This is a genomic window from Tychonema sp. LEGE 06208 (assembly GCF_015207505.1).
Classification (GTDB): domain Bacteria; phylum Cyanobacteriota; class Cyanobacteriia; order Cyanobacteriales; family Microcoleaceae; genus Microcoleus.
The window spans coordinates 1-25349 of record NZ_JADEWT010000061.1; the positions used below are offsets into that span (position 1 = coordinate 1).

Genomic DNA, 25349 nt, shown 5'->3' on the forward strand with positions numbered 1-25349 from the left:
GGGTAATATCTAGCGCTACTTTATGAAATTGGTATTACTTACTCTTGGCTTTCGCGGCCCTTGACTCCACCGTAAATCCGGGAATATCTGACAATTCTGTGGCGCTCAAACTGTACTGTTCGCAAACCAAACTTAAACGACTTCCGGTACTGTTAACGGCGTTGACAGAGTGAGTCAAATCTCCTTGAAAATAGATGAGTGAGTTGGCTTGCGGCTTAATCTGTCCGACTTGCTGTTTGTTGCGCCGCAGTATCAACTCTCCTCCTTGCAAGTTTGGCGGTACTTGTACGTACAAAACGCTGACGGCGGCGGGAGGTTCGACGGTTTTGCAGTACGATCGCAAAGAGCGATCGATATGCGGATCGACGCGGGAACCTTCACCCAGCAACAAAGGGTTGAGGTAAAAAGCGTTGCATTCAGGGTTTAATGCTCTGTCTAGATAGGGTTTGAAGAAGGGGAAGCGGCGCTCTACTTCGGCAATTTCGGAACGCTTAAACACCACGGAAAAGCCTTTTGTGCCAATGAAATCGCGGTTGAGGTTGTTGATTGCCAGATACGGGGATGCTAGAATTGAGCCTCGCAAGTCGTTGAGATAGTCGATCGAGAAAGCGTTAGGATGTTGGCTGTAATATTTCAAGGCGCTTAAAAATCATCAAAGTTTAACGGAAACAGCGAATAGGAATGTAGCAATCGTTGATATTTGGGATTGTTTGGTTCCTCGCGCGGGATCTGTGGAAGTTAAAAATTATAGTCTATTCCAGGAGCGACTGTAAGATAATTATGCGTTTTTTTAGTTTTGGCTGTCTTGGTATTTTAGGCTTGTTAATTATCCTCTCGGTAGCGCCGCGAGAAATTATGAAATCGGGTATTCGCAGCGCTACTTGGAGTCCAAACGGCCAATATGCGATCGCCATTGTCAGACATCCGATGCTGTTTTCTATGCCTGGTGGGGGCAGCGATGCGCCTTGCGATGTATTTTTGTTCGATGCGTCTGGAAGGGAGTTGAAGAGTAAAAGTTTTGAGATGGTGCAACTTGTGTCTGCGGGCTGGCTGGGCGATATCGTTGAGGTTGGGATGTTCGATCGGTGGGAATTGCCCAAAATAGATAATATCAACATTCTGCTGTTTAGTGCGGCTTACACGGGCAATTTGGCGGAAGTTAAAAAACTCTTGGCAAAAAATGCGGATGTTCATTTCAAGACTTATTTAAACCAAACACTGTTACACGCGGCTGCTTTTGGCGGGAATCAGACTATTGTACAGTTGTTTCTGCAAAAAGGATTGAATGTAAAGGATCTCGACAAAGCAGGACAAACTGTCCTACACGCGGCAGCCGCAGGAGGAGGTAGCGGGGCGATGGCTTACGCCCCGCTACGCTACGACTTATTGATTGCCAGCGGTGCAGATATGGAGGCGATGGATCGCAATCAACGCACGGCACTCAACATCGCAGCAGAAAGCGGTAATTTTGAAGCAATGAAAGCCTTGATTAATCGAGGTGCTAATATAAACGATGACAAAAATTTGTTTACTGTTATTAGCAGGTTTAAACCTGGAACAAAGAAACTAGAGATGGTTGAATTGATCCTGAAAAATCAAGCTCAAATCCCTAAAGGATTGCTGTATAGTGCCGTGTCTCGTGGAGATATTGAAACTGTGAAATTATTGATCGATCGCGGTGCTGATGTCAACGCTCCCGATCCTTACGACAATACTACTATATTAATGAGAATTGTTCAACCTAATACTGGTATTTCTGGACTACTAAAACCTGAATTAGTGAAGTTGTTTCTTTCAAAGGGTGCGGATGTGAATGCTCGTAATAAAAATGGTGAGACGGCTTTAAGCATTGCTGAAAAATCATCAACTTCGGAGATTATTAAGTTGCTAAAACAGCACGGGGCTAAAATTTAAGGGAGCGATCGCATAGTTTTTGGCAGTATTTTTCCTAAAATACGAATACTCTACCGCAATTGGCATACAGTTATAAATTGTCAGCGTATCACAAGCTCTGGTTGAATTAGGAGATCGAGTGGGAGTTTGGCTCAAAGGCGATCGAGTAAGGGCGATCGTCTTTTTTGGTTCCGGTGAAGTTGTTTTCTTCAATCGCGGAGTTTTGGAAGCACAGATGTCAGATAAAGGGGAAGTTGTAACTGTTTTTACTGCTGGTGAACGCCGACAGTTTGAGGGTCTAGAAAGAAACGGAGTACAAAGAATTTTGCAAGTATTTGGGAGATAAGCTGTCGCGCATTTGAATTGTATATTCAGGGATGGCTCCCAGCCCACCCCACTCATTGTTTATTTTTTTAACATAGAATTTAAATGCCGCAACAGCTTAGCAGGTGAGGGATAAAAAGGCAAAAATTTAGACTGGCAAAGCACGATTTCTTAAAGGCACAAGTGCTTGATGCAAGACACTAGGCTTGGCGTTGAGATATACCTCGCAACCATTTCTCTCGTTGTATCCAACCACAATCGCCCCTACTGTTGTGCCAATTTCTGGATACATTTCGGCGCTCATTATGCCATCATCTAAAAAGTCGGGAATCTTAATTAATCCCTTGACTGTCGCCTCACCTATATCGACAAATACACCAAAGGCAGCGTGGTATTCCACCTTACCCTGTACAAACTGACCCAATCGATATTTAGACTTGATTTGCTCTAAAATTGGATTATCCATCTGATTCACCGTGGCTTAAGAATACGCGGAAATTGATTGAGGATTGGAAACAAACTCTGGGGAATCACTACCTCAATCCGATCTCGACCATCTTTCTCGTCATAGCGATACTCCAACGGCTGGAAATACTCGCTATAAACTGCTGGATCTATCGAAACCTCAAGAATCCCTTCTTTGTAGCTTTCATTGAACTCTTCAGCAATACTGCGATCGCGAGGTCCCGCAAAATAACAATTCCCATCGACATAAGGAGGATTGTAGGGAAAGTCAGCAGCCTCAAAACCTTCATTTAAAAGCTTTTGACCCTTGCCTTGCTGCGGTGCTTTGTAAATTGTAACGCTGAGGAAAGATTGTGACTGTCTCGACTGCATTTTTTCTCGTCATGCTCCATTTGGAACCAGCATCATCATAAACTAAAGTCATTGAATTACCATAAGCAGCCTGAGAATTTAGTTTTACTGATGTTCGGTTATCACGCTGACAAATCCCAGAAAACCAGTCTGAAACTAAGCGTTAGGTTGTGTTAAGCTATGATTAGAATCAGCAAAAACCAATTTTTTGTGTTTCAGAGATTCAAAAGCTTCTCCCCTGAAGGGAGGGATTTGTTGGCGAAGGCTAAGAGCATGGCTGATATGGTTACACCGATCGTTTATGTGGCGATCAAGCTACGGAAAAGATCGAAAAGACTGTCTCCCATTAACGAAAACAAAGGAGGAAAAAAACTATGAAAAGAGTTATAGACGAAATTAAGGGAGTTCTAATAATCGATAGAATATTAAAACTCGCTTCAACAGTAGCCATTAGTTACTTCCTCTTCGCCAACGGGTCCAGTCCAATCCTAAAACTGAATAGGCTGTAAGTAGACCCACCTCAAAAAAACAGAACACCCAGAACCCCCACTTCTTTAAGAAGTGGGGGTTCTAACAGCGAGAGAGTTTTACGTTTAATCAGGTCGATTTACTTGTTTCAGCCTTTTGCCAGATGACAACTCTTAACTGCTGCAACACAATCAATAATATTTTGAGTCATAGTGTATGCCGCAATACTTCGGAAAACTCCAAACCACAGAACAGCCTTGGTCAACCATCGACTCCGTACAATCGATCGCTCGAACGAATCGCACAATTCACTTCAACTGCGGCGAAACTTCCCTAAACATCAGCATCCTCGCCCCCAATTTAGTCCGAGTGCGAATGTCCCCAACGGGCGAATTTAAAGAGCGATCGCAGTCAGTAACTCTCCCCGACGAAGAGTGGCCAATTGTACCCTTTGAAGTGCGAGAAACCGAAGACAAAATTGAAATAGAAACAGCACAAATAATAGTTTCTGTCAAGCGATCGCCCGCTGCAATCGAATGCTTCGACAAATCGGGAAAACCCTTTGCTAGCGACTGCGATCGCAATATGGGATGGCGCGCCGGCGCAACCGCAGGCTGGAAGCGCATCGAAGCCGACGAACACTTCTACGGTTTCGGCCAGCGCACCGGCTTCCTCGACAAACTCTCCGAAGTCAAGACAAACTGGACAACCGACGCCCTAGACTACAATTCGCAGACAGATGAAATGTACCAGGCGATCGCATTTTACATCGCCCTGAATCCCGATCGCGCTTACGGCATCTTTTTCAACACCACATTTTGGAGTCAGTTCGACATCGGCGCCGAACAACCGGGAGTTTTGCGGATGGAAACCAGAGGCCCGGAACTCGACTACTACATTATTTACGGCCCGGAACCCGCCCAAATTATCGCCACCTACACCCAGTTAACCGGTCGGATGCCAATTCCGCCAAAATGGGCGATCGGATACCACCAATGCCGCTGGAGCTACGAATCCGAGGACGTTGTGCGGGAGTTGGCCCAGGAATTTCGCGATCGCAGCATTCCCTGCGACGTCATCCACCTCGACATCGACTATATGCGCGGCTACCGGGTGTTTACCTGGAGCCCGAAGCGTTTCCCCGATCCCGCAAAACTGATCGCAGACTTGAAAGCAGCCGGTTTTAAGGTGGTGACGATTGTCGATCCCGGTGTCAAGTACGAACCGGAAGCAGATTATGAAATATTCGATCGCGGTGTGGAAAACGACTATTTCGTCCGCACCGCAGAGGGAAAGCTTTTCCACGGCTACGTTTGGCCGGATAAATCGGTGTTTCCCGATTTCCTGCGGCCGGAGGTGCGCCAGTGGTGGGGCGAATTGCACAAAACCCTGACAGATATTGGGGTTGCGGGGATTTGGAACGACATGAACGAACCTGCGATCGCAGAACGGCCTTTTGGCGACGGCGGCGAACACATTTGGTTTCCGCTGGATGCGCCGCAGGGCCCCGATGACGATCGCGCGACTCACGCTGAAACGCACAATTTGTACGGGTTGATGATGGCGAAAGCTTGTGCGGAAGGGTTGCAAAAAGTGCGATCGGGCGATCGATCTTTTGTGCTGACGCGATCGGGATTTGCGGGGGTACAGCGTTACTCTTCCGTGTGGATGGGCGACAATCAATCGCAGTGGGAACACTTAGAAATGTCGCTACCGATGCTTTGCAACATGGGGCTTTCCGGCGTGCAGTTTGTCGGTTGCGACATCGGCGGTTTTGCGGGGAATGCAACGGCCGAAATGTTCGCCCGGTGGATGCAGGTGGGGATGCTGTATCCCTTGATGCGCGGTCATTCGGCGATGAGTACGGCGCAGCACGAACCGTGGGTTTTTGGATCTCGCACTGAACAAATTTGCCGCGAATACATCAATTTGCGCTATCAGTTGTTGCCTTATATTTATACGTTGTTTTGGGAAGCTGCAACGACGGGCACGCCGATTTTGCGACCGTTACTTTATCACTTTCCGCGCGATCGCACAACTTACCACCTTTACGATCAAGTATTGCTCGGCCCGTCGCTGATGGCTGCACCCGTTTACCGGCCTGGAGTTGAGCACCGCGCCGTGTATTTGCCGGAGGGTACTTGGTTTGATTGGTGGACTGGCGAATGCTATCAGGGCCCGATGCACATTTTAGCTTATGCACCTTTGGAGAGAATGCCGCTTTACGTGCGGGGCGGGGGGATAATTGCGATCGCGCCCGTGCAGCAATTTGTCAGCGAACAACAGCTTGATTCATTGAAAATGCGAATTTGGCCCGGAAGCGGTGAATGGACGCTTTATGAGGACGACGGACACAGTTTTGAACATGAACAAGGTGTCTGGGCTACGACTAATTACCAGGTGTATTTTGAGGGTGAAAAAGTGATAGTTGAAATTGCGGCGCGGGAGGGAGAATTTGCGATTTCTGATCGTGAAGTTACTGTGGAAGTTGTTGGCGTTGGGGAACAGCAATTTACAGACGATGGTGCGGCGCGGTGTTTGATATTTTAAGTAAGGTTCTCAACCATATCCGTAGGGACACAGCACTGCTGTGTCCTCCTGTCTCGTTCTGGCAGAGTTTGAGAGGTCAAGGGCGATCGTAACTTTAAAATATTACAACCCACATTTCGCACTTCAATTTGTAGTATACCCAATAATACGATAATTCTGAGTTATTTGACGTTTTGTTTGCGTACAAATATTTAGTTTTTTTTGTTTTGGTGTTTGCAAAACTACCAAACAAATGTAATAATTACATATTACATCTTGAAGTGCGGAAGGTGGGTTACAACAATGGAAATTTTGTCAGTATGATTATCTCCCATATAACTCTGAAAAATTGGCGCAATTTTCAGTCAGTGAATGTTGATTTGCGCGATCGCATTTTTATAGTAGGCCCGAATGCTTGCGGTAAATCCAACTTTCTCGATTCATTCCGTTTTTTGCGGGATTTAGCCAAAGCAGGAGGCGGATTGCAAAAAGCTGCGATCGATCGAGGTGGCGTCTCAAAAATTCGCAGTCTTTATGCGCGTCGGTATCCAGATGTAGAAATAGAAATTCACCTTTCAGAATCTAATTCCCAACAGCCATTATGGAGGTATGGGCTGGGAATTAAACAGAAAAAAGGTGGGAAAAATGAGGCAATTGTTGCCTACGAACGAGTTTGGAAGGGTGACAAAAAAATTATCGATCGCCCTACTCCAGAAGATGAAAAAGATGAGCTGCGTCTCACCCAGACTTATCTAGAGCAAATTAATGCCAATGCCGAATTCAGAGAAATTGCTAAATTTTTAGAATCGATTTTATATTTACATTTAATTCCTCAGTTGGTTCGCCATCCCGAAGCTTTTGCTACTCCTGGACTTTCCGAAGATGCTTTTGGGAGAACTTTTTTAGAACGAGTTGCTAAAACTCCCGAAAAAACTCGAAAATCGCGATTAAAAAAAATCGAAGATGCTTTAAAGTTGGCTGTCCCGCAATTAACAAATCTCACGGATACTAAAGATGTGATGGGAGTTCCCCATTTGGAAGCTGTTTACGAACATTGGCGGCCCGGAGCGGGAAAACAACGGGAAGACCAATTTTCAGACGGAACGTTACGGTTAATTGGTTTGCTTTGGTCGCTGTTAGAAACCGATACATTATTGTTACTAGAAGAACCAGAACTCTCTTTAAATTCGGCGATTGTTAGCAATCTACCGTCTCTGATTTATCGCCTTCAGCGTCCGAGAAAGCGACAGGTTATTCTCAGTACCCACAGTGCCGATTTGCTCTCAGACAAAGGTATTGGAGGCGAAGAAGTGCTGCTGATGACACCGACTTCTGAAGGAACTCAGGTAAAACTTGCTTCCAGTAACGAACAAATAAAACTGCTACTAGAAGGAGGTTTAAGCATAGCTGATGCTGCACTTCCTCTCACAGCACCGCCCGCGATCGAACTACTCAGTTTATTCAAATGACGGATATTCCCATCAATCTAGTATTTGAGGATGTACTGAGTGAAGCCGTTCTCAAACAAATGCTCAAACAGTCTCAACGTCCCTTTTCAGTTGGATCTTGCTCGAATAAGAAAGGATTTGGCGACATTAAAAATAACCTTCCTGCGTACAATAATGCAGCCAAGGGAATGCCATACTTAGTATTAACTGATTTGGATAATGCAGAATGCCCGCTAGTAATTCTTTCGGAGTGGTTAACTCAACCAAAACATCCTAATCTGCTGTTTCGGATTGCGGTTAAAGAAGTCGAAGCGTGGTTGCTAGCACATCGGGAGGGATTTGCTGAATTTCTGGGTATTTCAGTAGACTTGATTCCTGCTGATGTAGATAAAGTTTCCGACCCCAAACAGCTTTTAATCAATCTGGCTAAAAAGTCAAAGAAGCGAGAACTGCGGGAGGGTATCGTCCCCGATCGCAATAGTACCGCAAAAATTGGTAAAGACTACAACGGTCAACTGATCCAGTTTGTCGATCGAAATTGGCAAGTTGCGTTAGCACAGACTAATTCCCCCAGTTTAGAACGAGCTATGAATGCGATCGTAAATTTTCAGCCAACCTGGGAAAATTGAGGATAAAGAAAGACAAATTATGCGATCGCCAAATACAATTAATCAAATCATCATCTATAATATACCGTCCGGGGATGACTAGACCCGACACCTACCCACAAATAATGCAACCCATCCAAATTACCACATTCCAAGCTTTGCGGCGCAGCCTAAGCCTGATAATACAAGCCGCACCAATAGAACTCCGCAATTTAATAATACTCAACATCGTTCGCGGTGCAGCCCCATCTGGCGTACTATTTTTAGATAAATTAATCATTGATGAAGTCTCTCGCTTGCTGTCGCAACCCAAAACAGCACAGCCCTTAGCTTTGATACTTTCTCATCCAATATTGCTGTGGAGTATTGCCGGAGTCTTAACTCTCAAATTAGTCAGCGATTCCATCGATACAATGAGTTCCTTTACAGTAACATCTTTGCGCGATCGCCTTCAAGGTGCAGTTGAAGGAAAAGTTCTGGAAAAAGTCGCCAATTTCGACGATATCGCCCTGTTTGAAAACCCAGAACTCTTAAATATTGTAGAACTCGCAAAAACCGGAGTATCCCGAATACAACAACTAGCATTCAGCATCAGCATGACAATCACCGGAATTTTTATTTTTATTCCATCTGTCAGCCTTGCTGCTGCTATAGCCTGGTGGGTACCCGTGCTGATGTTAATCTCATCACTTCCCTCAATTTACATCGAAAGAAAATATACCAGAATCATCTGGAGAGTTCAAAAAAAGCAAGCTAAAATTAGTCGCGAAATGAACTTGTCATCACGAGTATTAACAGGGGAAGAATACGCTAAGGAATTGCGTTTATTTGGGTTGCAAGAACTTTGGCTGAAACGCTGGCAAAGTCAGTTCGTGCAGTTTTTTAGCGAGATGCAGGGCATCCGAAAAAAAGCATCAATTATTGTACTGTTGTGGTCGATATTTAGTAGAATAGGAGTAGCTTTGCCTTTTGTTTATGTAGTAATGGGAGCTTTGGGAGGGCGCTATACTTTGGGAGATTTAGCCCTATATTCTGGTTTGATCGTCCAAGTAGAAAACAGTTTAGAATTATTGATTAATAGTTACACTAATTTGTACGATATTGGCCTCGGTGTCAGTCCGATTTTTCAACTATTGGATCTGAAGCCAGAATTGCAGTCTCCGCTGGTAAATGTAGCATCTCGCTTGCCAAACTTGCCGGATCGCAGCCAAGATGTTGAGGTGAGAAAAGATAAAATTGGCATCGAAATTAAGGATTTATCTTTTGGCTATCCCGGTAGCACTAAAAACACAATTACAGATATCAACTTAACCATCAATCCGGGGGAAATGCTCGTGCTTGTTGGGGAAAATGGCGCGGGGAAAACGACTCTTGGCAAACTCCTCGGCCGCCTGTACGACCCGACAAGTGGTACGATCGCCTGGAACGGTCAAGATTTGCGATCGTACTCCCTATCATACGTGCGATCGCGCATAGCAGTAGTCATGCAAGATTACGCCCGCTTCCCCTCCACAGTCCGCGAAAACGTCGGTTTCGGCGACTTGCTTTCCCTGTCGGATGACACCGCAATTAATCAAGCAATTTCCGAATCAGGAATCTCCGCTAAAATCAACAGTTTAGACAAAGGTTTAGAAACACCCTTGGGGAAACAATTAGAAGACGGTATCGACTTATCCGGGGGACAGTGGCAAAGAATTGCGATCGCCCGCGCCCTCATGCGGCTTTCTACAGCCGAAGTCCTAATTTTTGACGAACCAACCGCCGCCCTCGACCCCAAGACAGAACACGAAATTTACAGCATCTTCCGCCAAATCGCCGTCGGTAAAACAACGATTGTCATCAGCCACAGATTGGGATTGGCCAAAATTGCCGATCGCATCGCCGTCATGGAAAATGGTAAAATAGCCGAAATCGGAACCCACAACGAATTGATCGCAGCAAACGGCATTTACTGCTCAATGTTCACCCGTCAAGCTAGCAGCTATATTTAGAATCAAACAAACAAAATTTTGGTAGGGGCGGGTTCACCAACTATCTCCAACTCCAACAGACAAGCTACATAAACCCGCCCCCACCAAGCGACAGAAATACGATCGCACTTCCATCGCTGCGTAGCGAGAAACCGGGTTTCTGCGACAATTTGCAGTTGAGTACCAGAGATATCGGCAGAAACCAGGTTTCTGGGATGTGCCACTTTTTTGAAAAAATTGTCAGAAAGTGCGATCGACTATAATAAAATAAACCTAGTTGGCGATAATATCAACGATGGAAACTATAACTCTCAACCTACCAGCAACCGTCGCTTTAACAGACGAACAATTTTATCAATTGTCCATTGCTAATGAAGAGTGGCGACTAGAACAAACCCCCGAAGGAGAACTAATTATTATGCCTCCAACAGGCGGCGAAAGCGGCATCAGAAATTCCGATCTCAACCTGGGACTCGGTTTGTGGAATCGTCAAACTCGATTGGGAAAAGTCTTTGACTCTTCCACTATATTTCAATTACCCAACGGTGCGAAGCGTTCCCCAGATGCCGCTTGGGTACTCCTAGAACGTTGGGAAGCATTATCCGCAGAAAATAAGCGCAAATTTCCTCCCCTGTGCCCGGACTTTGTAATTGAATTGCGTTCTGCAAGTGATTCCCTAGAAACATTGCGGGCTAAAATGCGGTATTATCGAACTAATGGCTGTCGCTTAGGTTGGCTAATTGACCCGCAAACGCCTTTAGTAGAAATCTATCGGTTGTCCGAAGATGTAGCAGAAGTAATTAATTTCTCTTTTGACCAACCGCCAAAACTTTCGGGTGAAGACGTACTTCCCGGATTTGTTCTCGATCTTACACCTATTCTCAATCCTTAAATCTCGATCGCACTTCAATCGCTGCGTAGCGAGAAACCGGGTTTCTGCGACAATTTGCAGTTGACTACGAGAGATATAGAAAGAAACCCGGTTTCTAAGATTAGGAAAAATAGCGAGAAACCAGGTTTCTGCGACAATTTGCAGTTGAGTACGAGAGATATAGCAAGAAACCCGGTTTCTGAGATTATTGTGCCTCCGAAAAGTCGTAGCGTAGCGGGGCGTAAGCCATCGCCAATTACCTCCCAGTCAGCGTATCAGCATAAGGATCTGGCAAAGCTTGCTGCACCTCCAAAACCGACAAAGAATCACCAGTCAACGGTTCGCTAATCAACTTTTTTTTTAGCCCGTCCCCGCGCCTGTCCCGTTCTTGCAACTTCAGCAATTCCTCTTGATACACAGCAACAATTCGCCCCAAACTCACCACCAAATCATCCCAATTCTCATCTCCCACCAACTTCTCAGAAATTCCCTCAAATAACTCTCCAGCTTGCCTTTTTTGAACATACGCTTTCAAAAGCTTTCCCGACTTTTGCAAAACCGCCTGATAAATATCGCCATCAGACCACCACAGTCCCTGTTGACTCAGCAGCCAAGTTAAAATATACTCGCGAGCGTGTTGCTCCTTCACCCAGGCCGCCAGATACTGCAAATCTTCCATAGTTACAAAAGTCTCCTAAATTTTCCTCAAAATGTGCGCTTGTTTGTATCTACTGCTACTGCGATCGGCATAATACCTGCCTTATTATCACTCGCCGATCTCTTTAATATCCCTTAAATCTTAAAAAAACCCTACTGATTTACCAAACAGCAATTCTGACAATATAAAAATAAACCTAAACCTCCTCGGTCTATTGTCCAATACTTTAGTCCACCGGAAAGCGGTACACCCCGCCTCGCTTTCCTCTATCTCAAATCAAACCTCAAGCGAAACTAGCGGGTTATTAGCATGACAAAGCAAAATTTTGGTTTAATCGGTCTAGCCGTAATGGGCGAAAACCTAGCCCTCAACGTCGAAAGCAGAGGCTTCTCCGTAGCTGTATACAACCGCACAACAGCTAAAACCGACGAATTCATGGCCAAACGCGCCCCCGGCAAAAACATAGTAGCCGCCAAGACTCTGACAGAATTCGTCGATGTCCTAGAAACCCCGCGCCGCATCTTAGTCATGGTGCAAGCTGGGAAAGCCGTAGATGCGGTTATCGACCAGCTCAAACCCATGCTGTCACCGGGGGACATGATCATTGACGGCGGAAACTCCCTCTACGACGACACCGAACGCCGCACCAAAGATTTAGAAGCAGCCGGACTGGGATTTGTCGGCATGGGCATCAGCGGCGGCGAAGAAGGCGCGCTCAACGGTGCTAGCCTGATGCCCGGCGGCACCCACGCCGCTTACGGCATCCTAGAGCCAATTCTCACAAAAATAGCAGCTCAAGTAGATGACGGCCCCTGCGTCACATTCATCGGCCCCGGTGGTGCCGGTCACTACGTGAAGATGGTGCACAACGGCATTGAGTACGGGGATATGCAGCTCATTGCCGAAGCCTACGATTTGCTCAAAAACGTGGCGGGACTCAACGGTCAGCAGTTGCAGGAAGTGTTTGCCGAATGGAATACCACCGACGAACTCAACTCGTTTTTGATTGAAATTACCGCGAATATTTTCAAGTACATTGACCCCGAAACTAAGCATCCCTTAGTTGAGGTAATTATGGACGCGGCCGGTCAAAAAGGCACGGGCCGCTGGACTGTCATGAGTGCTTTGGAATTGGGCGTGAGCATTCCGACAATTATTGCTGCTGTGAATGCCAGAATCATGTCTTCTTATAAGGCAGAGCGCGTCAAAGCTTCCCAAGAACTAACCGGGCCTAGCGGCAAGTATGAAGGCGATACTAAGGAGTTTGTGAACAAAGTTCGGGATGCCCTTTACTGCTCGAAGATTTGTTCCTACGCGCAAGGAATGGCACTGTTGAGCGCGGCCTCGAAGTCGTACAATTACGACTTGAGTTTGAGCGAAATTTCCCGAATTTGGAAAGGTGGCTGTATCATTCGCGCTGGCTTTTTGGACAAGATTAAAACAGCTTTCAAGGACGATCCCGCGCTGCCGAATTTGCTGTTAGCGCCGGAGTTCAAACAGACTATTCTCGATCGCCAAACAGCTTGGCGCGAGGTGTTGTCTACGGCTAGCCTGCTGGGGATTGCTGTACCGGCCTTCAGCGCGTCGCTGGACTATTTCGATAGCTACCGGCGCGAAAGATTACCGCAAAATCTGACCCAAGCTCAGCGCGATTATTTTGGGGCTCACACCTACGAACGCACCGACAAACCGCGCGGCGAATTCTTCCACTCTGAGTGGACGCAGGCTGCTAAAGAGTCGCTGCAAACGGGTACTACGGATTAATTAATTTTTGTAGGGTGCGTTTCGGCGCACCTTACTAATTGATCTGGGGTTGCAAATTGTTTTGACGTTTGTTTTCGAGATAGGTTTTAATATATTCGTCGTTAAAGAGCGATCGGGCGATCGTGAGTGCTTCTTGTCTTTCTGCGTCTGTCATGTAATCGTCGCCTTTTAAACCTGATGGCGGGTGTCGAGGATCGCCGCCTGCATCGATAAATCGCTGACGTGCGTTAGCGAAGCCCTCGAAGAGGATCGCCATTAATTCTCCTAATCTGCGGTCTTGCTCTCTTCTGATATCATGCGGTTTCGTCATAGTTTTCTAGCTCGTCTATACGAACAATCTCCCCACTTTGTAATATAGCAGCCCTTGGTAAGACTCGACTTGGAGTTTCGATGTACCAAAAGCCCTTTTCATCATCATATATTCTCCAGATGAGTAAATCTGATACAATGATAGACATCTCTTTAAAATAAGTTGAATTTCATGAAGCCTTTTCTAGTGAGATCCGCTGCCGTTATCGGTGATATTGCAGCCTTGGTTTTTGATACATTAAAAGAAGAAGAGGAAAACAAACGTTTATTAGACAGTGGCATTTTAGAAGTGGATAAAATGACTGGAAAAGAGTTTGAAAGATTTCTTGATGTCCATTTTATAAACTGTGGTTATATTGTTAATTTAACTCAAGACAGTCAAGATTATGGAGCAGATCTAATTTTGTACAAAGATGGCTCAAAAACGGTGGTTCAAGCAAAAAGAACCCAAAGACCAGTTGGTATTAAAGCAGTTCAAGAAGTAGCAGGAGCGGTCAGATATTACAAAGGAAATAAAGCCCTAGTAATCACCAACAACAGATTTACACAAAATGCTTGCAAACTTGCTAAATCTAACGACGTAGAGTTATGGGATAGAAAAAAACTAATCGAACTCATCCTGATAGCTAAGAATTTTAAATAATATCAATTCCGGTTGCACTCACCCCGGAATTGTTGACTGTTTACTGTTAGTCAAAAAATAGCAACGGAGAGGACACGGCAGTGCCGTTTCCCTACCCCGATTAATTGTAGGGACACGGCACTGCCGCGTCCAGATTGTGGGTAATATCCTGTTCCCTAACTACAGTAAGTTATATATAAAAGATGCACTGCTTTCTCAGTATCTTTAATTTCACTTATTCATCATGTTACAAATTTCTAATACTGTGTTCATTCCAGATCGCGAAATCGAGATTAGCGCCATTCGCTCTCAAGGCGCAGGCGGGCAAAATGTCAATAAGGTGGCGAGTGCTATTCACTTGCGCTTTGATATCCCAGCTTCCTCATTGCCCGATCGCTACAAGCAGCGTTTGTTGCAAATCAACGATGGGCGAATCACCTCCGAAGGCGTGATTGTCATCAAAGCGCAGGAACACCGCAGCCAGGAACAAAACCGGGAGGAGGCTTTGAGGCGGCTGCAAGAATTGATTAAAAGTGCGATCGTCATCCCGAAAAGGCGCAAACCCAGCAAAGCGACTCGCTCCTCCCAGCGCAAGCGTCTCGACAGCAAAACCAAGCGGGGGCAGATTAAGGCTCTGAGAGGGAAAATTACTGATTGAGGGATGACTGGGGCGATCGCCCTCGCCTCTCCTATGGCAGACAACCTATATGTAGCTCTTACTTCTCCTGGCCCGAGGGCGATCGACTTGGTAAGTCATCGGGAATTTTAGTTACGTCTAATCCTAAAAGCTCAAACATAGTTTTTAGAGAAACTTGGTACAGGTTAGCCAGTGCAGCAACGTTTTCAACAGTTGGCATGGACTTTCCTGATTCCCAGTCAGCTTGCATCCGCTCAGAAACGCCGATATGTTGTTTGACTTGAGGGCGGGTTAGCCCAGCTTGTTCTCTGAGAAGCCTTAATGGAGACTTCTCTTTTTCTTGCGAATTTTCTTCCATAATACATGAAGCTTGTTTCATGAAGTGAACCTCTTGACTTCTACTGAAATATGAAGTACACTTCATGTAGACAGGCAAAGCAAAGGCGGCCGGGCGAGCCTCAAAGGTCAAAATGCAGGTTTGAAGAACCGCCTTATTTGTAGTTTCTACCAATTGTGCCTGCATACCCAAGCGTATTTTCCTGGCTTGGGTGTGCGACTCCAGCTTCTTTCCCTAGAGATTGGCGAACCCCTGCGGGTTAGTTGTCCGATCGCGAGGGCGATTTTACCGAAGGCATATCGTCAGGGATGTTGGAGATCTCAATGCCTAGCAATCTAGCGACGGTTTTGGGCGAAAGCTTTAACTCCCGGCATAGGGCGAAAAAATTGTCCGCCCGTGGCATTTTCCGACAATTAACCCAGGAATTCACTGTATTTAGAGAAACTCCTAGGTTTCGGGCTAGTTGTTCCTGAGTAGCTTCAGCCAATTGGATAGCTTCTTGAATAGTTTCTGGTTTGAGATAGTCTATATCTTGATTCATTAACACTAAAGTTATACAACTTTACTTGACAATCTATAATTATTTAACTAAAGTTGTAAATAACTGACATCACAAAAGGCGACCGGACGAGCCGAACATTCAAAACAGGCAGCTTTGAATAACCGCCCCAAACGTATTTTGGGGCTTGGGCCCATACCTCAAGTCTCTTTTGCTCAACGTGCCCGGAGGTGGTGCCATGTAAAAGGTCGATCGACCTACAGCACAACCCAACTCAAAATTGTATCAAAGAACCCGACCAAAACTTCCACTTTACGATCGCACAACTTCCGTGTTATCGTTCCATTTCTCCACCCATTCCCGATCGTGACCACATCTACCGAAAACTTCTACCTAGGCGATATCGCCTCCAACTTTCACTTTGCAGGCCCGCTGCTAGACTTTGAAGAAGAAATCCAAAATCAATCTCCGTTTCACGATTTAGACTACCTGACAGGGGAAATTAAAAGGGGATTTCTAGACTACGTGCGGCAAGGAATCATGCTGGACGCGATCAGAAAACTGCGATTGTACAAACACAAATTCAAAACTTTTAAAAGTTACTGCGAACAAGCATTAGGCAGACAGTATTTTTACTGCACGCAAATCATCAAATCTGCTGGCATTTGCCTGCGCTTAATCAAAGCCGGATTTGAGATTTTGCCAAGCTGTGTCGCTCAAGTTGTGCCTTTGTTCAAACACGCAGTTACAGACCAGTACGGTGACTGTGCTTTAGAGGAAAAGTGGCAAGAAGTGGTGGATGTCATCCCCAAAGAAAGGATTACCGCAGTAACTATTGCCGAAACTGTTGACAACAATCCCAACCTCCGGCTCAAGCAAATTCGCATCAAAACCGATACCTATGACCTTTTAACCAAAAAGGCGGCCGCTGCGGGAATGTCAGTTTCGGAATTTTTGGCGAGGTTGGTTGACGAATATAACCCTAGAAACCTAGAGCAGCCGGCGGAACACACTCCCGAACAAGAGGAGATTTTAGACCAGTTGGACGCGGAATTTAAGAAGCCGGCAGCGGAACAGTCTGCAACGGCAGCTAAAGGTAAAGTTAAATCTAAAGGTTTTGGAGGTAAAATTGAGCCGAAAGGTGCTAAAAGGGAAGTTAATGCGAAAAGTTCAGAAAGTGAAATTAAGGCGAAAAGTTCAGAAAGTGAAAATAAGTTGAAAAATCAGAGAACTGAAATTTTAGCAGAGAAACAGTCCAATTTATTTAAGGAGAAAAATAATGAAATCCTCAGCCCAAAATCCTATCATGCGTCAACTGAAGCTGATGGAGGCTCAATTAAGCGAGATTCAGTGCCAACTGATTAAAGCCACTGTGTTGAATTGGTGGCAAATTGTTTTGCCTGACGGACAAAAGATTGCGATCGAGCACGCGGGCGGCGGACACTGGATTTTTCGGGCTAACGGGCTGGAGAAATCGCATCCTGAAGTGCGTAAAGCTGTGTTAATGGCGATCGCCGAAGGTTGCCGCAAGTAATCTACGGATCTCGGGCGCGGCACGGTGCCGTGTCCCCGATCAAGTGGGCGATCGGGATTTCACAGGATGTTGGGTTGATTTGGGGATGTACGGGGGCGATACCTTCGGTCTGCTTCGCTTACGGCATTAGTATCGAAATTGGTTAAAAGTGCGATCGAAATATCCCAACTGTGCGGCGAGGTTTAAGATTCCGGCCTTGTGGGCTGATGGTTGGTGTCAACGATTTATTCTGGGGTTTAAGAAGATGGCTGAGTATCAGAAATCTTGTTGATTTCTTGAGACAATAAAGTTCTGTATGCTTGCTGAGGATGAGTTGGTTCGTTAGGATACCGTGCCTCTAATAAGCCTTGTTTTAACATCGGATTTACATAGTGGTTCCTGACACTATTTGGCGCACGACCCAATAAATCAGCTAATGTTCGGAGTTGTAAGTAATGTTCGGAGCAAATCTCTAAAATAACCTGCTCGACAAGCTCTTTGCTGGTGCGACCTTTGTCGCGAATTGGTGCAGCAATTTTTCGCAGATCCTCGTAATGTTCGGAGCTAGGCTCGTAATGTTCGGAGCTAGGCTCGTAATGTTCGGAGCTAGGCTCGTAATGTTCGGAGCTAGGAAGCAGTGAAAGCAAATTCGATTCACCTTTATTTGGTAGAGCATACAGAGTTCCACGCCCCCGACCAGAGCGTTCTAACCAACCATTATTGACGAATCGCTTGAGACATTCCCCTATATCTCTAGGGTGTTCTCGGCTGTAACACTGAATGTCAGCATTGCTAATTGCTCCTGATTGATGCGCCAATATCAAAATAATGCGCTCTAATTCTGTCAGTTCGCAATAGTCATCTCCCACGATTTCCCTTAATTCTTGTTCGACATTTTCGGGAATCATGCTCACCATTGGTAAAGCAACCAAAGTCATCTCTAACTCTAAGTTCTCTGATACCAAAGGAAACCATTGCTGCTCTATCCAAGCGCGGATCATCTTTCCAAAGCCAGATCCTGCTTTTTCTCCTAAGCCTAGCATTTGAAACATTTTTTGCAAATTAGGGTTGCGAGGATCGCTAACGCCACCTTCGTAAAGCTGCTGAAGAGAAATTCTCAGACGACCCGGATTAGAAAACGAAAAACCATTTTTGTACTTAGTAATTATTAAAGGGCGAGTTGATTGATGATCTGCATGAATAAGAGTGTTGACTAAAGCCTCTCGCAATGCTTCGTGCACATGAGTTTCGCCACGACGCACGGCATCTTTGTCTAGTTGAAAAGGAACATCTAAATCATTAACTAAACGAGTATAAACGCGATAGTAGAAGTTAAATAAATTAGGTTCCCACTTGCCATCAAGTGTTAGTCTGTAAGTCCACCGTGTTTCTGGATAGCCAGAAAGTTGCTCCTGATAATCAAGTTGGTAGTGAGGAAGTGCATCTAAAATGCTTCGTTCCCGACCAAACATCAACAAACCAGCAATAGTTAACCCTTCTTTACCCGTGCTGCGATCGCGACTCCATCCTCCTAACTGACGCAACAAGTCCAAATCGTCTAATGCCAACCAAGGATGATCCGGTTCTCTAGAGCTAAACCGTTGACGAAAGGATTTTAATGTTTCTGCATCGATATCGCTAAGGTCGAAACCTTCTAAAATTTGGATATCTTGAGGTGCATCATTGGCATCGCGCAGCATTTGGCGAACTTCAGCATCAGTGCAGCGGTAATCCCCCTGATGATTGCGCTTATATGTCCCAATCATGGGATTATTGTTAATAAAAACCGGGCGTTGGGTTCTTGTTGCTCTGGGAACTTTAATGACAACTAAATTATGAGCTTCTATCTTCAAAGTTTGCAAGTCAGAATTGCCACAAATTGGGAAGTTGAGTTTTTGCGAATTATTATGATTATTCCAAAACTCTTGAATTAAAATATTAGGATTGCGGACACCTGAAACCTCAAACCCTGTGCGAGTTTCTTTAACCCCAAGAACAATATAGCCGCCATCTGTATTAGCAAATGCTGATACTGTTTCCCAACTGCTTTTGGGAAAACCACCGTCAGCAGACTTAAATTCAATGTCTTGGTCTTCTCCAAGGTTTATGCGATCGAGTAATGTTTCTAAATCCATTTCCTTCTCTCTAAAGCAGAGTTAATAACCTAGCTATAAAGTTTAGAAAGCTATGGACACAACTGGACTCGAACCAGTGACCCCTACGATGTCAACGTAGTGCTCTAACCAACTGAGCTATGCGTCCTCACGAATTAATAAATTAGCACAACATTCGATCGCCTGTCAAGCATAAATATTCAAAAATTTATCGACTCCCGCCCAAGAAACCCGGTTTTTCACCAATATCAAGGGCTGCAAGCAAATATTTTCCGCAAAAAACCCGGTTTCTGCATCCCGTTCGATCGCCCCTACAACCCAATTCCCCGCCAAATCTTCACAGTTCGATCGCCCCCACCGCTAGCCAAACACCCCCCATCAGCACTAAACGCCACCGACAAAACCTCCCCCTCGTGCCCAGTCAGAAGTTCCAGCAAACCCCCCGTCGCCACATCCCACAAATAAATCGAACCATCCCGACTCCCCGTCGCCAAAACCCCACCATCCGGGCTAAACGCCACACACAAAACATCCCCAGAATTGTCCCTCATACTCCGCAACAGCGTACCTTCCCCCCCTGCATCCACCCGCCACAGCTTCGCCGTACCGTCCCGACTCCCACTAACCAAAACCGATCCTTCTCCAACTCCCCCCCTTACCAAGGGGGGGCTGGGGGGGGTCTGACCGGCAAAAGAGCTGGAGGGGGTTCCAGCAAAGGCGATCGCCCGCACCCAATCCCCGTGCTCTGCTAAAGTACAGATCGATCGACCATTGCGCCAATCCCATAACTGCACAGTCTTATCCCGACTACCACTAGCCAAAAACTCCCCAGCAGGACTAAAAGCCACCGCCTCCACCCCACCAGCGTGACCAGTCAAAACCGACATCGGCCTACCCCTATTCAAATTCCATAACTGCACAGTCTTGTCCCGACTACCACTAGCCAAAACCTGACCGTCGCGACTGAACGCCACAGCATAAACCCGATCCTCATGACCGCGCAAAGCGTACCACCACTTACCCTTATTCAAATCCCAAATTTGAATCGTCTTATCCCGACCACCGCTAGCCAAAGTCGCACCATCAGGACTAAACGCCACACAAGTCACCCAGTCAGAATGACCCGTGAGAGTGTACCAGCGCTTACCCGCCTCCAACTTCCAAATCTCAATCGTCTTATCCTCACTCCCGCTAGCCAAAGTCGCCCCATCAGGACTGAAAGCTACCGACGTGACAGCATTAGAATGCCCTACCAGAGTATGAACGCACCTCCAAGTAGGCGCGCGGGTCGGCAAAACCCGCTGCTTCCGGGGCACAGGTATAATCGTGCCTGCAACCGTTGGCGGCACCGTATTCTGCACAGCAGGCGCAGTCTGTGGCACTGGAATTGCTATTGGCGCGGGAGTCGGGGGAACCTGTGGAGGCGACTGCTGCGGCTGCAAATCTTGGAGAATCTCAGCTACAGATTTGTAGCGGCGACTGAGACTCGACTCGATCATTTTGTCCAGAATGCGGCTTAATTTCGGAGGGATTTGAACCTTCAAAAAATCTCGCCAAACCCAAACATCCTGATTGATATCGAACAAATCAAAAGGAGATACTTGAGTCAGCAAATAAATGCAAGTAACACCCAAACTGTAAAAATCGCTGGCATAAACTGCTTGACCTCTAATTTGTTCCGGCGCGACGAATTCCGGCGAACCGATTACTGTACCGGTTTCTCTCAAACCTTCCACAAGTTTGGCGGCGCCAAAATCAACTAAAACTAATTCCCCGGTTAATGTGGGGTAACTATAATTTATTGGAGTTTGAGAAAGACGGCGGCGGATAATATTGGGCGGTTTAATATCTCGGTGAATGACACTGCGCGAGTGCACGAACTGCAATACTGGTAATAAATCATTCAGCAAACTCAAAATTTGATTGGTGCCCAAAGGCCCATTTCGCACTAATTCTTGCTGTAAATTCTCACCTTCTATAAATTCCTGCACTAAATACTGATAGCGTTCCTGTTGAAAGTGCGCCAGCAATTCGGGAATTTGTGGGTGTTGCCCCAATTCGTCCAGCCGCACGGCTTCTCGGTTGAATAATTCTGCTGCTTTCTCGCTGCTGCTGGTTCCTTGGGATAGGGGGAAAAACTGTTTAATTGCACAGCGCGGTTTTGAGGGTTTGTCTTGGTCTATTGCTAAAAAAGTGCGACCGAAACCGCCGCGCCCGAGGGGTTTGATGGCGCGGTAACGCTCTCTGAGTAACAGTTTGGAGCCGCAACTCAGGCAATATTGGGTGCGATCGGCATTTTGCGGTTTTTGACAGGCGGGGTTTAGGCAATAACTCATACCATTTTCGATTTTCGATTTTCGATTTTCGATGGGGGATGGCTGATAACATCAAGGTTTGGATGTTGCCTGAAGTTACATTTTTTTAGAACTGATACCATAACTGAACCGAGAAGCTATCAGCAGCATATTTCTATGATACTGAGGTACAAGACATCTCGGCTATGGCGTTACAAATTAAAATTAAAGGACTGAAGTCCGAACATCAAACTGGCTCGATCGTTTGGACTTCAGTCCTCAGAATTTAAGCTTTCGCTTTAACATTCAGAGCATATTCTTTAAATCTTTCCAAGTCAGCCTGAATAGTCGATTCAACAACTCGCGCTAGAAATGAATTGTCCATCAATTTTGCCAGCCAACCGGGAACTCCATAGGCCACTGTCAGTTTGACTATGCTGCTGTTTTTGCGATCGTAAAATCGCACCGCACCCCGATTCGGCAAACCGTCTACCGATTCCCACTGAATTATCTGATTCGGCACTAATTTCAGAATCCGAGAAAGCCAGCTAAATTCTAACCCGCCCGTTGCGAGTTTCCAACGAGATAATTCTGGGTTATCTTCAAGAATGCGAACAGAGTCTATCCACTTCATCCAGCGCGGCATTTGTTCTAAATCCGACCAAAGTTCCCACGCTAATTCGATAGGAATTGCCACTTCTACTTGTACGCTATGTTCTAACCAATCAGTCATGGGATTTTAGATATTTTAGATTGGGAATGGGGCATGGGGCATGGGGCATGGGGAATTGGTTATATCAAATCCGGTAGCATCGGAATTATTAGAGTGCGAGCGTCCTCGATCGCTACCTAAATAGCGATCGAGGACGCTTGCACTCTCGTCGATAGATAGAAATATATAATTCCAATGCAACGGGAAACGATATTATTGGTTATTATTACCAACAAATAGGAACCAATAACCAACAACCAACTAATGACTAATGACTAATGACTAATGACTAATGACTAATGACTAATGACTAATGACTAATGACTAATGACTAATGACTAATGACTAATGACTAATGACTAATGACTAATGACTAATGACTACTGACTAATGACTAATGACTACTGACTACTGACTAATGACTAATGACTAATGACTAATGACCGTAAACTTCGAGAATTACCTTAGCGGCTTGATGACCGGAAAGTGTTGCACCTTCCATGCTATCAATGTAGTCTTGCTGAGTGTAACTTCCTGCTAAAAAGAAGTTAGGCACAGGAGTTTTTTGAGCGGGGCGGTAAACATCCATTCCCGGTGCTTCGCGATACAAAGATTGAGCCAACTTAACCACGCTGTACCAAGTCATGTTTAATTCCCGTGCTGAGGGAAATAAATCCTGAACTTGCTTAAGTACGTGTTGGGCGATCGCCTCATTGCTTTGTTTGATAAACGGATCGCCCGGTGTCAGCACCAACTGCAACAGAGAACCTTGTCCTTCTTTATAGTAATCCTTGGGACTTGTCAGCGCCAAATCTGCAAAACAAGAAAAATCTGCATCTGCTGAATATAGCAAATTATCAATTCCTACAGCGTGGCTCAACTGTTTGCGCTGCGCTTCATCTTCCAGTTCCGTTACCCAACCGTCGAACCGCAATTGTACTGTAGCAACCGGCACAGCATCCAACTTATAAATGTTGTCAAATTCCGACCATTTGCGCCAAGCTGGCGGCAATATTTTTTGAATCCCCGGCACGTCTAAGGCGAAAACGTAGGCATCGGCGGTGATATTTTCTTCTGTTTCGCCGTTCGCTACTACCAGGCCTGTGACGCGGGTTTCTGCTGCTTCTTGAAACTGAATTTCTCGGACTCTGCGCCTAGTATGAATTTTGGTTCCTTTGCTTTCCAAATATTCCACAATTGGTTTGTGCAAATATTCGCTGGGAGAACCGGCTAGCATCCGCATCATAGAGGCTTCGGTTTTTGTTGCAAAGAATTGGAATATTGTCAACATACACCGGGCAGAAATATTTTCGGTGTCGATAAAACCTAGTGCGTAGGCGATCGGATTCCACATTCTTTTGAGGGAGTTTTGATTGCCGCCTTGACCGCGAAACCAGTCAGCAAAGCTAATTTTATCCAAATCGCGGATAGTTTTCATTGCTCCGTCAAAGTCGATCAAACCTCGGACGATGGGGCTAGTTCCGAGGGCGATCGCATTTTGAATTTTGTCCTGTACTGATAGTTGGGATGTAGTAAAAAATGCCTTTAAACCGTGCAACGGAGCACCCACCGGAAAGCGAAAATCTAAAGAACCAGTTTCGCCCCCTCGATTGATAAAAGTGTGAACGTGTTCTTTGAGGAGCAAATCGTCAAAAGCTCCTACTTTTTTCATCAGAGCAAATAAGTTATAATAGCAGCCGAAGAAGACGTGCAAACCCATTTCCACATGATTCCCGTCGGGATCTACCCAACTGCCTACTTTGCCGCCGACAAAGGGGCGAGATTCAAAAATTTCTACTTCGTGGCCAGCATCGACTAAATCGACTGCTGCGGTCATTCCAGCCAGTCCCGCACCTGCGATCGCAACCCGCATTTTACAAGTCCTTATCCAGTATTTTTACAAATTGTAACAAATTTTAGCTAAAAAGACCGGAATCCCCGATCGCTCGTCGCCTCGATTGGTGTGGGATCGGAGGTGCGGTGACGCGCTTGATTCCACCGACTTACAACCTTACAAGCGCAAGCGTTAAGCAGTGAGAGGGTGGATGACGACATCAAAGCACAATAAGTCTGTTTATTCAACAGATATATCTTGCTCATCGATATATTTTTTCAATTGTTCAACAGTCATGCCACCGTAAGAGGCAATAAAATAGTAGTACGAAAGCTCGATCGACATCAGCAAACAAAAATTAGAAAAAACCTATGCAGCCCATCCGACAAGGCGACGTAATTCTCACCCCCGTACCGCAAATCGCAGGAGAAAAGAAACCTCACCTAACTCTCGCCGAAGGTGAAGTCACGGGACATTCTCACCAAATTATTGAGGGGAAAGCTGAACTGTACGAAAAAGACGGTACTCTGTACTTGCGAGTGCTTTCGCCGACAGCTTTATTGAGTCACGAAGAACACCATGCGATCGCAATTCCTGAAGGTAATTGGATGGTGCGGATTCAGCGCGAATATGAGCCCCAAGGTTGGCGGTATGTCGCAGACTAAGGTTTAACAAACCTTAGTCTGCACAAAAAGCTCAGATTCCAGTTGATAGCGAAAAGTGGAGGGCGAGATCGCTTTCCACTTTTGGCGATCGATCGCACGCTGTGGAAATGATTAAAGTGGGTGCTTGTGCGATCGGCATTTACAGGATTGGATGTCATTTTGTGCGATCGTATTTGTCAAGAACTAGCAGCCACTAAATTAGACACTTGCCAGGGATACATACCCTGTTAAAAATCGATTTTGAGGACGATTTCGACGCATTGGAGCGTTCTTTAGCAGTTTTTCGTTGAAAATGAGCTTTCTGAATACGGGATTGCTTTATGCGTTGCGAGTGCCGCCTGATGTGACATCTGCTAAAGAGGCAATTCGCTGGGTAAACTGGAGAATAGAGCCTGACGAATTTAACGTGCAAACTTGAAACTCCCCAACCATGTTTAACAAGTACAGTCCTCAACTCACCAAGA

27 protein-coding genes and 1 tRNA gene are annotated in these 25349 nt (G+C 45.7%); 14 read left to right on the forward strand and 14 right to left on the reverse strand.

Annotated features, from left to right (window positions below; translation table 11 throughout):
- Positions 1 to 34 precede the first annotated feature (34 nt).
- Positions 35 to 637, reverse strand: a complete 603-nt coding sequence (locus IQ263_RS16760) for a 2OG-Fe(II) oxygenase (RefSeq protein ID WP_194012073.1) — start codon at positions 635 to 637, stop codon at positions 35 to 37.
- 143 nt (positions 638 to 780) lie between these two features.
- Here IQ263_RS16760 and IQ263_RS16765 point away from each other — a divergent pair, with 143 nt between their 5' ends.
- Both IQ263_RS16765 and IQ263_RS16770 read left to right on the forward strand, forming a co-directional pair.
- A complete protein-coding gene (locus tag IQ263_RS16765) occupies positions 781 to 1914 on the forward strand; it encodes an ankyrin repeat domain-containing protein (protein WP_194068555.1) in 1134 nt (377 codons plus the stop codon).
- A gap of 118 nt (positions 1915 to 2032) precedes the next feature.
- Complete coding sequence (locus tag IQ263_RS16770) at positions 2033 to 2239, forward strand: hypothetical protein (RefSeq protein ID WP_194068557.1); 207 nt, start codon at positions 2033 to 2035, stop codon at positions 2237 to 2239.
- Positions 2240 to 2365: 126 nt separating this feature from the next.
- Here the strand turns inward: IQ263_RS16770 and IQ263_RS16775 are convergent, their stop codons facing one another.
- Complete coding sequence (locus tag IQ263_RS16775; protein ID WP_194068559.1) at positions 2366 to 2683, reverse strand: S1 domain-containing protein; 318 nt, start codon at positions 2681 to 2683, stop codon at positions 2366 to 2368.
- Between the two features lie 5 nt (positions 2684 to 2688).
- Positions 2689 to 3054: a hypothetical protein gene (locus IQ263_RS16780; RefSeq protein WP_194068561.1), complete on the reverse strand. Its 366-nt coding sequence runs from the start codon at positions 3052 to 3054 to the stop codon at positions 2689 to 2691.
- Between the two features lie 663 nt (positions 3055 to 3717).
- On the opposite strand from IQ263_RS16780, the gene IQ263_RS16785 reads away from it, so the two are divergent.
- From IQ263_RS16785 to IQ263_RS16800, 4 genes are all read left to right on the forward strand, one after another.
- On the forward strand, positions 3718 to 6051 hold the full coding sequence (locus IQ263_RS16785) for a glycoside hydrolase family 31 protein (RefSeq protein ID WP_194068563.1): 2334 nt from the start codon (positions 3718 to 3720) through the stop codon (positions 6049 to 6051).
- Between the two features lie 299 nt (positions 6052 to 6350).
- A complete protein-coding gene (locus IQ263_RS16790; RefSeq protein WP_194068565.1) occupies positions 6351 to 7499 on the forward strand; it encodes an AAA family ATPase in 1149 nt (382 codons plus the stop codon).
- Complete coding sequence (locus IQ263_RS16795; RefSeq protein WP_194068567.1) at positions 7496 to 8107, forward strand: hypothetical protein; 612 nt, start codon at positions 7496 to 7498, stop codon at positions 8105 to 8107. The genes IQ263_RS16790 and IQ263_RS16795 overlap by 4 nt, the downstream gene beginning before the upstream one ends.
- Before the next feature lie 104 nt (positions 8108 to 8211).
- Complete coding sequence (locus IQ263_RS16800; protein ID WP_228050114.1) at positions 8212 to 10077, forward strand: ABC transporter ATP-binding protein; 1866 nt, start codon at positions 8212 to 8214, stop codon at positions 10075 to 10077.
- Positions 10078 to 10079: 2 nt separating this feature from the next.
- Here IQ263_RS16800 and IQ263_RS16805 read toward each other — a convergent pair whose 3' ends face one another.
- On the reverse strand, positions 10080 to 10280 hold the full coding sequence (locus IQ263_RS16805) for a hypothetical protein (RefSeq protein WP_194068571.1): 201 nt from the start codon (positions 10278 to 10280) through the stop codon (positions 10080 to 10082).
- A gap of 71 nt (positions 10281 to 10351) precedes the next feature.
- Between IQ263_RS16805 and IQ263_RS16810 the strand changes: the two genes are divergently transcribed.
- Entirely contained in the window at positions 10352 to 10948 is a 597-nt protein-coding gene (locus tag IQ263_RS16810; protein ID WP_194068573.1) for a Uma2 family endonuclease, read from the forward strand.
- A 235-nt stretch (positions 10949 to 11183) separates the two neighbouring features.
- Here IQ263_RS16810 and IQ263_RS16815 read toward each other — a convergent pair whose 3' ends face one another.
- A complete protein-coding gene (locus IQ263_RS16815; protein WP_194068575.1) occupies positions 11184 to 11606 on the reverse strand; it encodes a hypothetical protein in 423 nt (140 codons plus the stop codon).
- Between the two features lie 288 nt (positions 11607 to 11894).
- Here IQ263_RS16815 and gnd point away from each other — a divergent pair, with 288 nt between their 5' ends.
- Positions 11895 to 13349: a decarboxylating NADP(+)-dependent phosphogluconate dehydrogenase gene (gnd, locus tag IQ263_RS16820; RefSeq protein ID WP_194068577.1), complete on the forward strand. Its 1455-nt coding sequence runs from the start codon at positions 11895 to 11897 to the stop codon at positions 13347 to 13349.
- Between the two features lie 34 nt (positions 13350 to 13383).
- Here gnd and IQ263_RS16825 read toward each other — a convergent pair whose 3' ends face one another.
- On the reverse strand, positions 13384 to 13659 hold the full coding sequence (locus tag IQ263_RS16825; protein WP_194068579.1) for a hypothetical protein: 276 nt from the start codon (positions 13657 to 13659) through the stop codon (positions 13384 to 13386).
- Positions 13660 to 13830: 171 nt separating this feature from the next.
- Between IQ263_RS16825 and IQ263_RS16830 the strand changes: the two genes are divergently transcribed.
- Positions 13831 to 14301 (forward strand): restriction endonuclease, encoded by a 471-nt coding sequence (locus IQ263_RS16830; protein WP_194068581.1) that lies wholly within the window; start codon positions 13831 to 13833, stop codon positions 14299 to 14301.
- A 223-nt stretch (positions 14302 to 14524) separates the two neighbouring features.
- A complete protein-coding gene (gene arfB, locus IQ263_RS16835) occupies positions 14525 to 14938 on the forward strand; it encodes an alternative ribosome rescue aminoacyl-tRNA hydrolase ArfB (RefSeq protein ID WP_194068583.1) in 414 nt (137 codons plus the stop codon).
- A 58-nt stretch (positions 14939 to 14996) separates the two neighbouring features.
- On the opposite strand, the gene IQ263_RS28610 is transcribed toward arfB, so the two are convergent.
- On the reverse strand, positions 14997 to 15440 hold the full coding sequence (locus IQ263_RS28610) for a helix-turn-helix domain-containing protein (RefSeq protein ID WP_228050115.1): 444 nt from the start codon (positions 15438 to 15440) through the stop codon (positions 14997 to 14999).
- A gap of 73 nt (positions 15441 to 15513) precedes the next feature.
- Positions 15514 to 15795, reverse strand: coding sequence for a helix-turn-helix domain-containing protein (locus tag IQ263_RS16845; RefSeq protein WP_194068585.1), 282 nt, complete (start codon positions 15793 to 15795; stop codon positions 15514 to 15516).
- Positions 15796 to 16119: 324 nt separating this feature from the next.
- Between IQ263_RS16845 and IQ263_RS16850 the strand changes: the two genes are divergently transcribed.
- Positions 16120 to 17118, forward strand: coding sequence for a hypothetical protein (locus tag IQ263_RS16850; RefSeq protein WP_194013064.1), 999 nt, complete (start codon positions 16120 to 16122; stop codon positions 17116 to 17118).
- A 7-nt stretch (positions 17119 to 17125) separates the two neighbouring features.
- On the forward strand, positions 17126 to 17287 hold the full coding sequence (locus IQ263_RS16855) for a hypothetical protein (RefSeq protein WP_228050116.1): 162 nt from the start codon (positions 17126 to 17128) through the stop codon (positions 17285 to 17287).
- Between the two features lie 236 nt (positions 17288 to 17523).
- Here the strand turns inward: IQ263_RS16855 and IQ263_RS16860 are convergent, their stop codons facing one another.
- The 6 genes from IQ263_RS16860 to zds form a co-directional block, all read right to left on the reverse strand.
- Positions 17524 to 19401 (reverse strand): RNA-binding domain-containing protein, encoded by a 1878-nt coding sequence (locus tag IQ263_RS16860; protein ID WP_194068587.1) that lies wholly within the window; start codon positions 19399 to 19401, stop codon positions 17524 to 17526.
- A gap of 53 nt (positions 19402 to 19454) precedes the next feature.
- A tRNA-Val gene (locus IQ263_RS16865) sits at positions 19455 to 19528 on the reverse strand.
- Positions 19529 to 19566: 38 nt separating this feature from the next.
- Positions 19567 to 19713 (reverse strand): hypothetical protein, encoded by a 147-nt coding sequence (locus IQ263_RS16870; protein WP_194068588.1) that lies wholly within the window; start codon positions 19711 to 19713, stop codon positions 19567 to 19569.
- Entirely contained in the window at positions 19692 to 21716 is a 2025-nt protein-coding gene (locus IQ263_RS16875) for a serine/threonine-protein kinase (protein WP_194068590.1), read from the reverse strand. The genes IQ263_RS16870 and IQ263_RS16875 overlap by 22 nt, the downstream gene beginning before the upstream one ends.
- 244 nt (positions 21717 to 21960) lie before the next feature.
- Complete coding sequence (locus tag IQ263_RS16880) at positions 21961 to 22407, reverse strand: SRPBCC family protein (protein ID WP_194013045.1); 447 nt, start codon at positions 22405 to 22407, stop codon at positions 21961 to 21963.
- A gap of 415 nt (positions 22408 to 22822) precedes the next feature.
- Entirely contained in the window at positions 22823 to 24259 is a 1437-nt protein-coding gene (gene zds / locus IQ263_RS16885; RefSeq protein ID WP_194068592.1) for a 9,9'-di-cis-zeta-carotene desaturase, read from the reverse strand.
- A 332-nt stretch (positions 24260 to 24591) separates the two neighbouring features.
- On the opposite strand from zds, the gene IQ263_RS16890 reads away from it, so the two are divergent.
- Positions 24592 to 24885, forward strand: a complete 294-nt coding sequence (locus tag IQ263_RS16890; protein ID WP_194068593.1) for a hypothetical protein — start codon at positions 24592 to 24594, stop codon at positions 24883 to 24885.
- Positions 24886 to 25177: 292 nt separating this feature from the next.
- A complete protein-coding gene (locus IQ263_RS29380; protein WP_255515894.1) occupies positions 25178 to 25303 on the forward strand; it encodes a hypothetical protein in 126 nt (41 codons plus the stop codon).
- Positions 25304 to 25349: the final 46 nt, after the last annotated feature.

Coding starts and splice junctions, on each gene's coding strand:
- IQ263_RS16815 (WP_194068575.1), bottom strand. CDS start 11,606: ATGGAAGATTTGCAGTATCTGGCGGCCTGGGTGAAGGAGCAACACGCT.
- IQ263_RS16875 (WP_194068590.1), bottom strand. CDS start 21,716: ATGAGTTATTGCCTAAACCCCGCCTGTCAAAAACCGCAAAATGCCGAT.
- IQ263_RS16785 (WP_194068563.1), top strand. CDS start 3,718: ATGCCGCAATACTTCGGAAAACTCCAAACCACAGAACAGCCTTGGTCA.
- gnd (WP_194068577.1), top strand. CDS start 11,895: ATGACAAAGCAAAATTTTGGTTTAATCGGTCTAGCCGTAATGGGCGAA.
- IQ263_RS16775 (WP_194068559.1), bottom strand. CDS start 2,683: ATGGATAATCCAATTTTAGAGCAAATCAAGTCTAAATATCGATTGGGT.
- IQ263_RS16860 (WP_194068587.1), bottom strand. CDS start 19,401: ATGGATTTAGAAACATTACTCGATCGCATAAACCTTGGAGAAGACCAA.
- IQ263_RS16810 (WP_194068573.1), top strand. CDS start 10,352: ATGGAAACTATAACTCTCAACCTACCAGCAACCGTCGCTTTAACAGAC.
- IQ263_RS16795 (WP_194068567.1), top strand. CDS start 7,496: ATGACGGATATTCCCATCAATCTAGTATTTGAGGATGTACTGAGTGAA.
- arfB (WP_194068583.1), top strand. CDS start 14,525: ATGTTACAAATTTCTAATACTGTGTTCATTCCAGATCGCGAAATCGAG.
- IQ263_RS29380 (WP_255515894.1), top strand. CDS start 25,178: ATGAGCTTTCTGAATACGGGATTGCTTTATGCGTTGCGAGTGCCGCCT.
- IQ263_RS16800 (WP_228050114.1), top strand. CDS start 8,212: ATGCAACCCATCCAAATTACCACATTCCAAGCTTTGCGGCGCAGCCTA.
- IQ263_RS28610 (WP_228050115.1), bottom strand. CDS start 15,440: ATGCAGGCACAATTGGTAGAAACTACAAATAAGGCGGTTCTTCAAACC.
- IQ263_RS16830 (WP_194068581.1), top strand. CDS start 13,831: ATGAAGCCTTTTCTAGTGAGATCCGCTGCCGTTATCGGTGATATTGCA.
- IQ263_RS16825 (WP_194068579.1), bottom strand. CDS start 13,659: ATGACGAAACCGCATGATATCAGAAGAGAGCAAGACCGCAGATTAGGA.
- IQ263_RS16780 (WP_194068561.1), bottom strand. CDS start 3,054: ATGCAGTCGAGACAGTCACAATCTTTCCTCAGCGTTACAATTTACAAA.
- zds (WP_194068592.1), bottom strand. CDS start 24,259: ATGCGGGTTGCGATCGCAGGTGCGGGACTGGCTGGAATGACCGCAGCA.
- IQ263_RS16765 (WP_194068555.1), top strand. CDS start 781: ATGCGTTTTTTTAGTTTTGGCTGTCTTGGTATTTTAGGCTTGTTAATT.
- IQ263_RS16880 (WP_194013045.1), bottom strand. CDS start 22,407: ATGACTGATTGGTTAGAACATAGCGTACAAGTAGAAGTGGCAATTCCT.
- IQ263_RS16790 (WP_194068565.1), top strand. CDS start 6,351: ATGATTATCTCCCATATAACTCTGAAAAATTGGCGCAATTTTCAGTCA.
- IQ263_RS16890 (WP_194068593.1), top strand. CDS start 24,592: ATGCAGCCCATCCGACAAGGCGACGTAATTCTCACCCCCGTACCGCAA.
- IQ263_RS16845 (WP_194068585.1), bottom strand. CDS start 15,795: ATGAATCAAGATATAGACTATCTCAAACCAGAAACTATTCAAGAAGCT.